1 protein-coding gene and 1 pseudogene are annotated in these 16391 nt (G+C 72.5%); both read right to left on the reverse strand.

Annotated features, from left to right (window positions below; translation table 11 throughout):
- Positions 1–107: 107 nt before the first annotated feature.
- A complete protein-coding gene (locus HUW46_RS49015; RefSeq protein ID WP_442860970.1) occupies positions 108–734 on the reverse strand; it encodes a phosphopantetheine-binding protein in 627 nt (208 codons plus the stop codon).
- Between the two features lie 42 nt (positions 735–776).
- Positions 777–16325: pseudogene (locus tag HUW46_RS09840) on the reverse strand (type I polyketide synthase); the annotation flags it as partial.
- Between the last annotated feature and the right edge of the window lie 66 nt (positions 16326–16391).

Raw genomic sequence — 16391 nt, forward strand, 5'->3', positions numbered from 1 at the left:
ATTGAGAGCCCCGATTCGGAACAACCCCTACCGGCCCCTACGCACCCCTAAGGGAATTCGAATATCCCATTCCCTTTATTTCTGTTCATTTCACTGACCCCTTATTACTAGGCATCCAAGTTGTTGTCGATGAATTCGAAGATCTCGTCATCGGTGGCCGCGTCGAGCTGATCCGCCACCGAGACCTCTTCCGAACCCGGCGTGAGCTGAGCGAGCAGCGCGCGCAGCCTGGTCGCGATCTCCCCACGCTGCCCGTCGTCGACCGCGGCCGCGGAGACGGACCGTTCGAGCCGTTCGAGATCGGCGTGCAGCGAGCCGCCGTCGCCGCCGTCGACCTGCCCGAGCTCCGCGGTGAGGTGCTCGGCGAGCTCCCCCGGTGACGGGTAGTCGAACAGCAGGGTCGCCGGGAGCGGCCGCCCGGTCAGCGCGGTGAGCCGGTTGCGGAGGTCCACCGCGGTCAGCGAGTCGAAGCCCATTTCCAGGAAGCCCCGGTTGACCTCGACCGCGGACTGGTCGTCGTGGCCGAGGACGGTCGCGACCTGCGTGCGGACCAGCCGCAGCACGGCGCGCCGCCGCTCGGCTTCGGACAGGCCCGCCAGCTCCGCGGACAGATCCGGCTGAGCAGCTGCTTTGCCCGCGGCAGGCCTGGCGGTTCCGTCGCCGAGCAGCCCGCGCAGCAGCGGGGGCACCGAGCCACCGAGCTCCGCGCGCAACGCGGTGAGGTCGAGCCGCACCGGCAGCAGCGCCGCCTCGCCCGCCTCGCGAGCGAGGTCGAACAGGGCGAGCCCCTGCTCGTCCGACAGCGGCTTGACCCCGCCGCGGTCCATCCTGGCGAGCTGCCCGGCGGTGAGCTCGCCCGCCATCCCGGCGGTCTGCGCCCACAGGCCCCACGCCAGCGCCCTGCCGACCATGCCGCGCGCCCTGCGGTGCTGGGCCAGCGCGTCGAGGAAGGTGTTCGCCGCGCCGTAGTTGCCCTGCCCCGCGGCGCCGAGCACGCTGCCCGCCGCCGAGAACAGCACGAACTCGCTGAGCTTGAGGTCCTCGGTCAGCTCGTGCAGGTTCAGCGCCGCGTCCACCTTCGGCCGCAGGACGGTGTCGAGCCGCTCCGGGGTGAGCGCGCCGGTGACGCCGTCGTCGAGCACACCGGCGGTGTGCACCACGGCGGTCAACGGGTGCGCGGAGCCGATCCCGTCGAGCAGCCCGGCCAGTGCCGTCCGATCCGCGACGTCGCAGGCGACGAGCGAAACCTCCGCACCGAGTTCGGCCAGGTCCTTCTCCAGCTCGGCCGCGCCCTCGGCGGCCCGGCCGGACCGGCTGGCCAGCACCAGGTGCCTCGCCCCGTACTCGGTGACCAGGTGCCGGGCGAACAGCGCGCCGAGCCCGCCGGTCGCGCCGGTGACCAGCACGGTGCCCTCCGGGTCGAAGGCGCCGGCGGTGCCAGTGTCGACGTCGACGGTCACCTGCTCCCGCACGAGGCGCGGCGCGCGCAGCGCCCCGTCCCGGACGGCGAGCTGGTGCTCACCGGACTCGAACACCGCGCCGAGCACGCGCGGCCATTCGGCCCCGCCGGGCACGTCGACCAGCGCGAGCCGGTCGGGGTGTTCCGCCTGCGCCGCCTTGACCAGGCCCCACACCGGCGCGGTGACCAGGTTCGGGGAATCGGCAGGGACCGCCGCGACCGCGCCGCCGGTGACGAGCACCAGCTTCGACGCGGCGAACCGGTCGTCGGCCAGCCACTGCTGCAGGAGCGCCAGCACGCGGCCGGTGACCTGCCTGACCCCGGCCGCGATGCCGGTGGCATCGACGGCCCCGGTCGGGTCGGCGACCCGGACGAGCACGGCCTCGGGACTCGGCGCACCCGCGTCGACGGCGGCGGCGAGCGAGGCAAGGTCCACATAGGACTCGGCACCGGTCACGCCGTCGATCGCGTCGCCGAGTACGGCCAGCGGCGCGCCCGGCGCCCAGTCGCGGCCGGGCACCTCCGTCCAGTCGACGCGGTACAGCGACCCGTTCCGCCCGCCGCGCAGCGCGCCGAACCGGTCCGCGGGCGCTTCCCGCAAGGTCAGCGAGGCGACCGTGGCCACCGGCGCGCCCGTCTCGTCGGCGAGGTCGATCGACACGGCGCCGGAACCCGCGCGCGAGATCCGCGCACGCACCGACGACGCGCCGACGGCGTGCAGCCGGAACCCTTGCCACGTCTGGGGAACCAGCGACTCATCCCCGATCAGCCTGCCGGGGCGCAGCGCCTCCAGGAGCGCCGGGTGCAGAGCGAACGCGTCGTCGCGGTGCTCCTCGGGGAGGACGATCTCCGCGAACAGCGCGTCCTCGGTCGTCCACACGGCACGGACGGCGCCGAACGCTTCCTCCGGGGCCGGGGTGGCCTTCGCGGGCGGCCATTCCGCGAGTTCGGCCGCGGCGATCGGTTCCGCCGGGGCCAGTACGCCGCTGGCGTGGCAGGACCACGCGCCGTCCTCGTCATCGTTGCGGGAGAACACTTCCAGTGCCCGCCGCCCCGACTCGTCCCCTGCCGCGACGGTGACCTGCAGGCGCACCCCGCCGCGCTCGGGCAGCACCAGCGGCTCCCGCAGGGTCAGCTCCGCCAGGTGGCCGCAGCCGACCTGGTCGCCCGCGCGCACCGCGAGTTCGAGGAACACCGAGGAAGACACAGTCGGCACCGCAGCGTCGGGCCCGTCGGCGTCGTCGCCGAGCCACGGCAGTGTCGGCCGGGAAAGCCTGCCGGTGAACAGGAACCCGTCCTCGCCGGCCAGTTCCACCACCGCGCCGAGCAGCGGGTGATCCGGTGAGGCGAGGCCGAGGCTGCCGGCATCGCCCTTCGCGGTCGCGCCCGGCACGTACTTCGGCCAGAACACCTGGTGCTGGAAGGCGTAGGTGGGCAGGTCGACGGTGCGCGCGCCGGTTCCGGCGAACAGCGCCGTCCAGTCCACCGGCACGCCGCGGACGTGGAGCCCGGCCACCGCGGCGGTGATCGTGCGCACCTCGTCGCGGTCGCGCCGCAGCGCCGTCACCAGCGAAACCCGTTCCCCGGCAAGACAATCCCGCGCCATGCCGGTCAGCACGCCGTCGGGGCCCAGTTCCAGGAACGCCGAGACGCCCTGGTCTTCCAGGCGCCGCACGGCGTCGGCGAAGCGCACCGCTTCGCGCACGTGCCGCACCCAGTACTCGGGGTCGGTCACGTCCCCGACCCCACCGGGCACAGTGGACACCACGGGGATCTTCGGCGCCTGGAAGCTCAGGTTCCGGGCGATGGCGCGGAACTCCGCCAGCATCGGCTCCATGTGCGGCGAGTGGAACGCGTGCGACACGGTGAGCCGCTTCGTCTTCCACTCCCACGCCGACTCGAACCCGGCGATCACGTCCTCGTCGCCCGCGATCACGACCGAAGCCGGGCCGTTGACCGCCGCGATCGACACCTTGTCCTCGAGTCCCACCACCAGTGGCGCGATCTCGTCCTCGCTCGCCTGCACGGAAAGCATCGCGCCGCCGGAAGGCAGGGCCTGCATCAACCGGCCCCGCGCCACCACCAGTGCCGCGGCGTCCTCAAGGGACAGCACACCCGCGACGTGCGCGGCGGTGAGTTCACCGATCGAATGCCCGGCAACGAAGTCCGGGCGGATGCCCCACGACTCGACGAGCCGGTACAACGCGACTTCGAGTGCGAACAGGGACACCTGCGTGTACTGGGTCTGGTCCAGCAGCGCCGCGTCCTCCGAGCCCGCCTCGGCGAACATCAGCTCCTTCAGCGGACGATCCAGGGACCTGTCCAGTTCCGCACACACGGCGTCGAGCGCGTCCGCGAAAACGGGGAACTCCCCATATAGCTCCTTGCCCATACCCGCGCGCTGCGAACCCTGGCCGGAGAACAGCACCGCCGACCTCGTGTCGCCGTAGGCGTCTCCGGTGACCACAGTGGACACCGAGTCGCCCTCGGCGAGCGCGGTCAGCCCGCGCCGGAACTCGTCGCGGTCGGCCGCGACCACCACCGCGCGGTGCTCCAGCGCCGCGCGGGAGGTGGCCAGCGAGTAGGCCACGTCGAGATCGGCGAAGTCGTCCACTGTGGACAAAAGCCTGGCCGCCTGCGCCCGCAGCGCCTTCTCGGTCTTGCCCGCCAGGGGCCACGGCAGCACGCGGTGCACCGGCGTGCGCTCCGGCACCTCCGGCACCGGTGGTGCCTGCTCGATGATGACGTGCGCGTTGGTGCCGCTGATGCCGAAGGAGGAGATCCCGGCACGGCGCGGGCCGCCGCTCTCCGGCCACGGCGTCGTATCGGTGAGCAGCGAGACCGCGCCGGTCGTCCAGTCCACGTGCGGGGTCGGCTCGTCGACGTGCAGCGTCCTCGGCAGCACGCCGTGGCGCATCGCCTCGACCATCTTGATCACCCCGGCCACACCCGCCGCCGCCTGCGTGTGCCCGATGTTCGACTTCACCGAACCCAGCCACAACGGACGCTCACGATCCTGGCCGTAGGTCGCCAGCAACGCCTGCGCCTCGATCGGATCACCGAGCGCGGTGCCCGTGCCGTGCGCTTCCACAGCGTCCACTTCGGACGGTGCCAGGCGCGCGCTGGCCAGCGCCTGCCGGATCACCCGCTGCTGCGAAGGACCGTTCGGCGCGGTCAACCCGTTCGACGCGCCGTCCTGGTTGATCGCGGAGCCCCGGACCACGGCCAGCACCTGGTGCCCGTTGCGCCGGGCATCGGAGAGCCGCTCGACGAGCAGCACGCCGACACCTTCACCCCAGCCGGTGCCGTCCGCGGCCGCCGCGAACGCCTTGCACCGGCCGTCGGAAGCCAGCCCCCGCTGCCGCGAGAACTCGACGAACCCGCCCGGGGTCGTCATCACCGTGACACCGCTGGCGAGCGCCATCGTGCACTCGCCCTGCCGCAGCGACTGGCACGCGAGGTGCAGCGCCACGAGCGAGGCCGAGCACGCCGTGTCCACGGTGACCGCGGGCCCTTCCAGCCCGAAGGTGTAGGAGACCCGGCCCGACACCACGCTCGCCGCGTTGCCGGTCATCAGGTAGCCCTCGCTGTCTTCGGCGGAGTCCCCGATGCTGTAGCGGTAGTCCTGCCCGTTGCTGCCCGCGAACACGCCGGTGCGGCTGCCCCGCACCGAGGTCGGGTCGATCCCCGCCCGTTCGAAGGCCTCCCACGACGCCTCCAGCAGGAACCGCTGCTGCGGGTCCATCACCAGCGCCTCGCGCGGCGAGATGTCGAAGAACGCCGGGTCGAAACCGCCCGCGTCGTCGAGGAACGCGCCTTGGGTCGCATACGTGGTCCCGGGGCTGTCCGGGTCGTCGCTGTAGAGCGTCTCGGATTCCCAGCCGCGGTCGGCAGGGAAGGCCGACATGGCGTCGATCCCGGCGTCCACCAGCCGCCACAGGTCCTCCGGCGAGCCGACGCCGCCGGGGAACCGGCAGCTCATCCCGATGATCGCGATGGGCTCGTCGGTGCTCGCCGCGGCGAGCTCGACCTGCGCCGCCTGCGCGGCGTCCTCGCCGACCAGCTCCGCGAGCAGGAAGTCGCACAGCGCGTTCGGCGTGGGGTAGTCGAAGATCAGGGTCGACGGCAGGCTCAGCCCGGTGGCCGCGGCGATGCGGTTGCGGAACTCGAGCGCGGTCAGCGAGTCGAACCCGAGATCGCGGAACGGCCGCTGCCTGCTGACGTCCTCGGCCGAGGAGTGCGCGAGCACGACCGCGACCTGGCCGCGCACCAGGTCAAGCAACTCCCGTTCCCGCTCGGCACCGGTGAGCCCGGCCAGCCGCCCGGCGAGCGGCGGACCCGCGGCCTCGGCCACGGCAGCGGCCACGGGCTGAAGTGCTTGCCGCGCTTGCGGAAGCGCGTCGAACAACGGCCGCGGCCGCACCTCGGCGAGCGCGGGCATGAACACCGGCCAGTCGATGTCGATCACGGCGAGATGCGTCTCGTCCGCTTCGACCGCCTGCTGGAAGCCCAGCATCGCGGTGGCGGGGTCCATGAACGGCACCCCGATCCCGCTGAGCAGGTCCTTGCGCACGTCCGAGGCCACCGCGAGACCGGAACCTGCCCACGCGCCCCAGGCGATCGCCGTCGCGGGCAGGCCCAGTTCCCTGCGGTAATGGGCGAAGGCGTCGACGAAGGCGTTGGCGGCGGAGTAGTTCGCCTGCCCCGCGCTGCCGAGCGTGCTCGAGAACGACGAGTACAGCACGAAGGCGTCGAGCGGGAGGTCCCGCGTCAGCTCGTGCAGGTTCCACACCGCGGTCACCTTGGGGTACATCGTCTCGGCCAGCCGCGGCAGGTCCATCGACGACAGCACACCGTCGGCGAGCACGCCGGCGGTGTGCACCACCGCGGTCAGCTCACCGGGGAGCGAGGCGAGCAGGTCCGCGAGCGCGTCCCGGTCGGCGGCGTCGCACGAGGCGATGGTGACTTGAGCGCCGAGCCCGGTCAGTTCCGCTTCCAGCTCGGCGGCGCCTTCGGCGGCGCGGCCGCGGCGGCTGGTCAGCACCAGGTGTTCGGCGCCGTGCACGGCGAGCCAGCGCGCGGCGTGCGCGCCGAGCCCGCCGGTGCCGCCGGTGACCAGCACGGTGCCGCGTGGCCGCCATTCGGTGGTCTTCGCGGACTCGCGCAGCGGAGCGTGCGCCAGGCGGCACGCGAACACGCCGGAGTCGCGGAGCGCGACCTGGTCCTCGTCGAGCCCGGCGAGCACCGAGACGAGCCGTGCCGTGGCGCGGCCCTCCGAGGAAACCGACAGATCGACCACGCCGCCCCAGGTCGCCGCGTACTCCATGCCGACGCTGCGGGCGAGGCCCCAGACCGGCGACTGCGCCAGCCCGGTCAGCGAGTCCGACCGGCCGACCGACACCGCGCCCGTGGTCGCGAACCACAGCCTGGCGCCGAGGCCCGTTTCGGCGAGCGCCTGGACCAGCAGCACCGAAGCGGTCAGCCCGGTGGTCAGCACCGGGTGCTCCGGATGGGGCCGCTCGTCCAAGCCCAGCAAGGAAAGCACCCCGGCGACGGGCTCCTCCCCCGCTGCCTCGCGCAGTCGCCGCGCGAGGTCGTCGCGGTCGCGGTCGTCGGCGCTCAGCCGCACCTCGGCCACGCGCGCACCCGCCTCGGCGAGCGCCGCGGTGGCCGCGGGGACCCATTCGTGCTCGACGCCGTCCGCGACGACCACGAGCCAGGTGCCCGAGAGCCGCGCGTCTTCGGTGGCCCCGGTGACCGGCTGCCACCGGATCCGGTACCGCCAGTTGTCCACTGTGGACTTCTCACGCCGCTGCCGCCGCCAGGACGACAGCGCGGGGAGCAGTTCGCCGAGCGAGGAGTCCGCCACGTCCAACGTGGCCGCCAGCTCTTCGAGGTCCTCGCGCTCGACCGCGTCCCAGAACACCGCTTCGACCTCGTCGGTGTGCGCCTCGGGCCGGACCGGCTCGCCTGCCAGCCAGAAGTTCCGGTGCTGGAAGGCGTAGGTCGGCAAGGCCACCCGCCGGGCGCCCTCGGGGAACGCCGCGGTCCAGTCCACCGCGGCACCGGCCGCGTAGGCCTCGGCGAGCGAGGTGTGGAACCGGTCGAGGCCGCCTTCGTCGCGGCGCAGCGAGCCGAGCACCGCGCCGGTGGCGCCGGTGGCTTCGAGGGTTTCCTGGACGCCGATGGTCAGCACGGGGTGCGCGCTGGATTCGACGAAGAACCGGTAGCCGTGCTCGATCAGGCCGCGGGTGGCCTGTTCGAACTTCACCGTGCGGCGCAGGTTTTCCACCCAGTACTCGGCGTCGAGCCCGGTGGTGTCCTGCCAGTCGGCGGTCACCGTGGAGAAGAACGCGATCTCGCCCGCGCGGGGCTGGATCGGGGATAGGACCTCCAGCAGACGGTCCCGGATGGACTCCACCTGCGGGGTGTGCGACGCGTAGTCCACGGCGATCTTGCGCGCCCGGATCTCCGCTTCCTCGCACTCGGCGAGGATCTCGGCGAGCGCCTCGGGTTCACCGGCGATCACGGTGACCCCGGGCCCGTTGACCGCGGCCACCGCGACCCGGTCACCGAACCGCGCGATCCGCTCGACCACAGCGGTTTCGGGCAGTGCGATCGAGACCATGCCGCCCTTACCGGCCAGCTCGTCGGAGATCGCGATGCTGCGCAACGCCACCACGCGCGCACCGTCCTCAAGGGACAGTGCACCCGCGACACACGCCGCCGCGATCTCGCCCTGCGAATGCCCGACCACCGCGGCGGGCTCCACACCGTAGGACCGCCACACCGCGGCGAGCGACACCATCACCGCCCACAACGCGGGCTGCACGACGTCGACCCGCTCCAGCAGTGCCTCGTCGCGCACCGCGTACGAGAGCGACCAGTCCACAAAGGACGACAGCGCGCGCTCGCACTCGGCGAACCGCTCCGCGAACACCTCGCTGGTGTCGAGCAGCTCCACGGCCATCCCGGTCCACTGCGAACCCTGGCCGGGGAACACGAACACCGTCTGCCCCTCGGCCTCGGCCGCGCCCTGGACCACCCCGGCGACGGATTCGCCGTCGGCGACCGCGGCGAGCCCGCGCAGGAACTCGTCGCGGTCCCCGCCGAACACCACGGCCCGGTTCTCCAGCGACGCGCGCGTGGTCGCCAGCGAGAACGCGACGTCCACCGGGGAAAGCTCGGCGTGTTCGTCCACATGGGACCGCAGCCGGGCGGCCTGCGCGCGCAGCGCTTCGGCCGTCTTGCCGGAAAGCACCCACGGCACCGATCCGGCGACCGGCGCGGGTTCGGGCGACGGCTCCGCCGGCACCGGCTCGTGTTCGAGGATCACGTGCGAGTTGGTGCCGGACAGCCCGAACGCGGACACCCCGGCGCGGCGCGGGCGCCCCTTGTCCGGCCACGCTCGTGCGTCGTCCAATACGGACACCGCGCCCGCGGACCAGTCGACGTGCGGGGTCGGCTCGTCCACGTGCAGTGTCTTCGGGAGCACGCCGTTGCGCAGCGCCTGCACGGTCTTGATGATCCCGGCGACCCCGGCGGCGGCCTGGGTGTGCCCGATGTTCGACTTCAGCGAACCGAGCCACAGCGGCTCGTCGGACGGCCGGTCCTGGCCGTAGGTCGCCAGCAGGGCCTGCGCCTCGATCGGGTCGCCGAGCGTGGTGCCGGTGCCGTGCGCCTCCACCATGTCGACCTCGGCGGAGGTGAGGTTCGCGCTCGCCAGTGCCTGGCGGATGACGCGCTGCTGCGCCCTCCCGTTCGGCGAGGTCAGCCCGTTGGACGCGCCGTCGGAGTTGACCGCGGAGCCCCGCACCACGGCGAGCACCTCGTGGCCGTTGCGGCGCGCGTCGGACAGCCGCTCGACGACGAGCACACCGATGCCCTCGCCCCAGCCCATCCCGTCCGCGGCACCGGCGAAAGCCTTGGAACGCCCGGTCTTCGACAGCCCACGCATGCGGCTGAACTCGGTGAACGCACCCGGCGACACCATCACCGAGACCCCGGCGACCAGTGCCATCGAGCACTCCTGCTCGGCGAGCGCCTGGCTCGCCCAGTGCAACGCGACGAGCGACGAAGCGCACGCCGCGTCCACGGTGATCGCGGGGCCCTGCAAGCCGAGCGTGTAGGCGACGCGCCCGGAGATGATGCTGGTGCTCTGCCCCGAGGACAGGAAGCCTTCGAGATCGGCGGGCACGTCTTCGAGCGTCCACCCGTAGCCCATCCCGTACGAGCCGACGAACACGCCGGTCCGAGAACCGCGCAGTGAGGACGGGTCGATCCCGGCCTGTTCCAGTGCCTCCCAAGAGGTTTCCAGCAGCAGCCGCTGCTGCGGGTCCATCGCGAGCGCTTCACGCGGGGAGATGCCGAAGAAGTCGGCGTCGAAGCCCGCGATGTCGTAGATGAACCCGCCCTCGGTGGAGTAGGTCGTGTTCGGCACGTCCGGGTCCGGGTCGTAGATGCCGTCGAGGTCCCAGCCGCGGTCGGTCGGGAACTCCGAAATCGCGTCGGTGCCGGAATCCACCAGCCTCCACAGGTCGTCCGGTGAGGCGACGCCGCCGGGGAAGCGGCAGCCCATGCCCACGATCACGATCGGGTCGTCGTCGGTGGCCGGGTGCGCCGAAACCACCGGCGCGGTCTCCTCCAGCTTGACGCCGAGCAGTTCGGAGCGGACGAACTCGGCCAGTTCGGCCGGCGACGGGTGGTCGAACACCGCGGTCGCGGGCAGCCGCACGCCGGTGGCGGTGGCCAGCCGGTTGCGCAGCTCGACCGCGGTGAGCGAGTCGAAGCCCAGTTCCTTGAACGCGCGGTCCGCGCCGATCGACTCGGCGGAAGCGTGTCCCAGCACCGAAGCGACGTTCGACCGGACCACGGCGAGCACGAGCGCGTGCTGTTCGCCTTCGGACAGCCCGGAAAGCCGTCCCGCCATCCCGGTGACCGTCGGCCCGGCTTCCACGACGCGCCGCGGGGTCGCGCGGATCAGCCCGCGCAGCAGCGGCGGCACCGCACCGGAGATCTTGCGGCGCACCACGTCGGTGTCGATCTGGATCGGCACCAGCATCGCCTCGTCGACACCCGCGGCCACGTCGAGCAGCGCCATGCCCTGCTCGGAGGTCAGCGGCGGGAACCCGTCGTTGCTGCGCTTGCGCATCTGGTCGTCGCCGAGGTGGCGGGTCAGCTCGCTGCGCTGCTCCCACATGGCCCACGCAAGCGATTGCGCGGGCAGCCCGGCGGCGCGGCGGTGCTGGGCGAGCGCGTCGAGGAACGCGTTCGCGGCCGCGTAGTTCCCCTGACCCGAAGCGCCGAACACCGACGCGGCCGAGGAGTACAGCACGAACAGCGCGAGGTCGAGGTCCTTGGTCAGCTCGTGCAGGTTCCACGCGGCGTCCGCCTTGGGCCGCATCACCGCGTCCACCCGCTCTCGAGTCAGCGACGACACGACGCCGTCGTCGAGCGCGGCCGCGGTGTGCAGCACTCCGGTCAGCGGGTGCTCCGCCGGGATCGAGGACAGCAGCGCCTCGGTCGCCGCGAAGTCCGCGACGTCGCACGCGACGATCCTGACCTCGGCGCCGAGGTCGGTCAGCTCCGCGGCCAGTTCGGCGGCGCCGGGGGCGTCCGGGCCGCGGCGGCTGGTCAGCAGCAGGTGCCGGATGCCGTGCTCGGTGATCATCCGGCGCGCCGCCAGCCCGCCGAGGGTGCCGGTGCCGCCGGTGATCAGGACCGTGCCGTCGCGGTCGAGTTCGCGCGGCATCGTCAGTGCGAGCTTGCCGATGTGCTTGGCCTGGCTCAGGAACCGGAACGCGTCGGGTGCGCGGCGCACGTCGTAGGTCCGCACGGGCAACGGCTTCAGCGCGCCCTGCTCGAACAGCACCACCAGTTCCCGCAGCATTTCCTGCAGCCGGTCGGCGGAGGCGCCGATCAGGTCGAACGCGCGGTAGCGCACCCCGGGATGCGCCGCGGCGACCTCGTCCGGGTCGCGCTTGTCGGTCTTGCCCATCTCCAGGAACCGGCCGCCGTCCGACAGCAGCCGCAGCGACGCGTCGACGAAGTCCTGGGTCAGCGAGTTCAGCACCACGTCCACGCCGCCGAACGCCTGCTCGAAGCCGAGATCGCGCGAGGACGCGATGTGCTCGTCGTCGAGTCCCATCGAGCGCAGCGCGTCCCACTTGCCCGCGCTCGCGGTGCCGAAGACCTCGGCCCCGAAGTGCTGGGCCAGCTGGACCGCGGCCATCCCGACACCGCCCGCGGCGGAGTGCACCAGCACGGATTCGCCCGCCCGCAACCCGCCGAGGTCGATCAGCCCGTAGTAGGCGGTGAGGAACACGATCGGGGTCGAAGCGGCCTGCTCGAACGTCCAGCCGTCCGGGATCGGGGTCACGGTTTCGCGGTAGGCGACCGCGAGCGGGCCGAAAGCGCGGTCGACGATGCCGAACACCTTCGAACCGGGCTGGAGATCCGTCACGCCCTCGCCGACTTCGGTGACGACTCCCGCGATCTCGCTGCCCATGATGTCCTGCCCCGGCACCATGCCGAGCGCCACCACCACGTCACGGAAGTTCATCCCGGCCGCGCGCACGGAGATCCGGATCTGCCCCGGCTCCAAGGCATCCAGCGCTTCGGGGCATTCCCGCAGCGCCAGGTTCGCCAGCGTGCCCTGTTCGCTGACTTCCAGCCGCCACGCGCGGGTGTCGGCCGGGATCGTCAGCGAACCGGTACCGGCCCTGGCGAGCCTCGGCGCGCGCACGATCCCTTCGCGCACGGCCAGCTGCTGTTCGTCGGTGGTCAGCGCGGCGACGAGCGCGCGCGGCGAATCCGCGTGGCCGTCGAGGTCCGCGAGCACGAACCGCCCGGGGTTCTCCGATTCGGCGGAGCGCAGCAGGCCCCACGCCGAAGCCGAAGCCAGATCGGTGACATCGGATTCCGCGTCAACCGCCACCGCGCCGCTGGTCACCAGCACCAGGCGCGCGGCGTCGAACCGGTCGTCGGCCAGCCACGTCTGCGCGAGGCCGAGCGCCTTCGCGGCCGCGGTCCTCGCCGCGTCGGCCGGATTTCCGCTCAGTGGCACCGTTTCCGGCGCGATGACGACCTCGGGCACCGGCGCGCCGTCGTCCACCGCGGCGATGAGCGCGGCGAGATCGGGGTAGGTGAGGAAGTCGCCGAGGCCGAACCGGTCCTCGCCGAGCACGACCCAGCCTTCGGTGCCCGCGTCGCGCGGGGGCTCCACGACGGTCCAGTCGAGCTGGTACAACGCGTCGGGCCCGGTGTCGCGCGCGGCGGCGAGCTGCTCCGCCGAAACCGGGCGCAGCACCATCGCCTCGACCGAGACGACCGGCGCGCCGGTCTGGTCGGCGACCTGCACCGAGATCCCGTCGGAACCGGCGGGGGTGATCCGGACGCGCACCGTGGTGGCGCCCGCGGCGGAAAGGGACACGCCCGTCCACGCGAACGGCAGGCCCATGCCCTCGTCACCCTTGACCAGCGCGCCGAAGCTGCACGCGTGCAGCGCCGCGTCGAGCAGCGCGGGGTGCACGCCGAACCCGGCGGCGTCGGCGTGGTGTTCTTCGGGCAGCGCGACCTCGGCGAAGACCTCGTCCCCGCGCGTCCACGCCGCCTTCAGCCCCTGGAACGCGGGCCCGTACTGGTAGCCCAGTTCGGTGAGGCGGCCGTAGAGCCCAGTGGCGTCTTCGACCGGCTCGGCCTGCGGCGGCGGCCACGCGGCCAGGTCGAATCCGCCCACCGGTTCGGCTTCGGCGAGGAAACCGCTGGCGTTGCGCGTCCACGCCGAGTTCGACGGCGCGTCCTCGGCGCGGGAGTGCACGGTCAACGACCGGCGCCCGGTCTCGTCCGGCGCGCCCACCACGACCTGCAGGCGCACCGCGCCCTGCGCGGCGAGGATCACCGGCGCGTGCAGCGTCAGCTCTTCGACGGTCTGGCAGCCGACCTGGTCGCCCGCCCTGATCGCCAGCTCGACGAACGCGGTACCGGGCACCAGCACCGTGTCCGCGACCGCGTGATCGGCCAGCCACGGGTGCGTCTGCAGGGAAAGCCGCCCGGTGAACAGGAACCCGTCGGTGTCGGGCAGATCGACGCCGGCGCCGAGCAGCGGATGCTCGGCCGAGGTGAGTCCCACGGAGGTGACGTCACCGGCGGCGGTGGTCGAGGAGTGCCAGTAGCGCTCGTTCTGGAAGACGTAGGTCGGCAACTCGACCCGCTGCGCGCCTTCTCCGAACACGGCGCTCCAGTCCGGCGTGACCCCTTCGGCGAAGAGCTGGCCGAGCGAGGTGAAGAACCGGGCGAGCCCGCCTTCGTTGCGGCGCAAGGTACCCACGACCGCGGCTGAAGCGCCGTCGAGGCTTTCCACGTTCTCCTGCACGCTCACCGCGAGCACCGGGTGCGCGCTGGCCTCGACGAAGAACCGGTAGCCCTGGCCGAACAAAGACTTCGTGGCGTCGGCGAAGCGCACCACCTGCCGCATGTTCTCGAACCAGTAGTCGGCGTCCAGCCCGGCGGTGTCCTGCCAGGTGCCGGTCGCGGTGGAGAAGAACGCGACCTCGCCCTCGCGGGGCCGGATCGGGCCGAGTTCGGTGCGCATGCGCTCGCGCAGCACTTCGACGTGCTGGGTGTGCGACGGGCACGACGCGGGAACGCGCCGCACGCGCACCCCGGCCGCCTCCCACTCGTCGAACACGCGCGCCAGCGGTTCGGTGTCGCCCGCGATGATCGTCGACGTCGGCCCGTTGATCGCGGCGACCGCGACCCGCCCGTCGAACTCGGTGAGCCGCTCCGCGACCTGATCGGCAGGCAGCGCCACCGAAGCCAGCTCGCCCTTGTCGAACAGCTCCTCCAGCAGCGCCTTGCTGCGCAGCGCCACCACCCGCGCACCGTCCTCAAGGGACAGTCCACCCGCGACGCACGCCGCGGCGATCTCGCCCTGCGAATGGCCGACCACGGCCGAGGGGTGCACGCCGTAGGACCGCCACACCGCGGCCAGCGACACCATCACCGCCCACAGCACCGGCTGGACCACGTCGAGCCGGGCGAGCGCGTCCTCGTCGTCGAGCGCCTCGGTCAGCGAGAAGTCCACAAAGGACGAAGTGGCGCGCTCGCATTCGGCGAACTTCGCCGCGAACACCGCGTTCGTCTCCAGCAGCTCGCGGCCCATGCCGACCCATTGCGAGCCCTGGCCGGGGAACACGAAGACGATCTTGCCCTCGGCGTCGGCGGCGGCCTGCGCGACACCGGGACCGGTTTCACCGCGTGCGAGGAGTTCCAGGCCGGTCAGGAACTCCTCGCGGTTGCCGCCGACCACGACGCCTCGGTGCTCCAGCGCCGCCCGCGTCGTGGCGAGCGAGTGGCCGATGTCGGCGTGCCGCAGGTCCTCGATGCCCTCGACGTAGGTCCGCAGCCGCTCCGCCTGCGCCTGCCGTGCCTCGGGGGTCTTGCCCGACACCACCCACGGCAGCACGCCGTCGAAGTCCGCAACCGGGGACTTTTCCACTTCGGGTGCCTGTTCCAGGATGGTGTGCGCGTTCGTCCCGCTGATCCCGAACGAGGACACCCCGGCGCGCCGGGGCCGGTCGCGCTCCGGCCAGGCCATGCCCTCGGTCAGCAGCCGGACCTCACCCTCCGTCCAGTCCACTTCGGACGAAGGCGCGTCGACGTGCAGCGTCTTCGGCAGCACGCCGTGCCGCAGCGCCATGACCATCTTGATGATCCCCGCGACGCCCGCCGCGCCCTGGGTGTGCCCGATGTTGGACTTGATCGCGCCGAGCCACAGCGGCTCGCCCTCCGGCCTGCCCTGGCCGTAGGTCGCCATCAGCGCCTGCGCTTCGATCGGGTCGCCGAGCCTCGTCCCGGTGCCGTGCGCCTCGACGACGTCGACCTCACCGGCGGAAAGCCGCGCGGAGGCCAGCGCCTGGCGGATGACGCGCTGCTGCGACGGGCCGTTGGGCGCGGTGAGACCGTTGGACGCGCCGTCCTGGTTCACCGCGGAGCCGCGGACCACGGCGAGCACGTCGTGCCCGTTGCGCTGCGCGTCGGAAAGCCGCTCGACGAGCAGCAACCCGGCGCCCTCGCTCCAGCCCGCGCCGTCGGCGGCGTCCGCGAAGGACTTGCAGCGGCCGTCCTTCGACAGCACTCGCTGGCGGCACAGGTCGACGAACAGGTCCGGAGTGGACATCACGGTCGCGCCGCCGGCGAGTGCGAGCGAGCAGTCGCCCTGCCGCAGCGCCTGCACCGCGAGGTGGAGCGCGACGAGCGACGACGAGCACGCGGTGTCGACGGTGACCGCGGGCCCTTCGAGCCCGAGGATGTAGGAGATCCGGCCGGAGGCCACGCTGGTCGCGCTGCCGTTGCCGACGTAGGGGGCGAGGTCGTCCGGGATCTCCGCCCAGCCGGTGCCGTACTCGCCGCGGCCGAGCCCGGCGAACACGCCAGTGCGGCTGCCCTTCAACGAAGTGGGATCGATACCGGCCCGTTCCAGCGCTTCCCACGCGGTCTGCAGCAGCAGGCGCTGCTGCGGGTCCATGGCCATCGCTTCGCGCGGGGAGATCCCGAAGAAGGCGGGGTCGAACTGGTCCGCGTCGTGCAGGAAACCACCCGTGCGCACGTAGGAGGTGTCCAGCCGGTCCATGTCGTCGTCGAAGAGCCGGTCGAGGTCCCAGCCGCGGTTGACCGGGAACCCGGAGGTGGCGTCTTCACCGGAGGCGACCAGGCGCCACAGGTCCTCCGGCGAGTTGACGCCGCCCGGGTAGCGGCACGCCATCGACACGATCGCGATGGGTTCCTGCGCGGCCTCTTCGAGTTCCTGGACGCGCCGACGACTCCGCCGGAGCTCGGCAGTCATCCACTTGAGGTGCTCGATCACCTTGTCGTCGTTGGCCATCAGCGTGTTCCCCGCTTACTGTCGTCGAATTCCTTCGGGCCCATCGCC

The organism is Amycolatopsis sp. CA-230715 (genome assembly GCF_018736145.1).
GTDB lineage: Bacteria > Actinomycetota > Actinomycetes > Mycobacteriales > Pseudonocardiaceae > Amycolatopsis.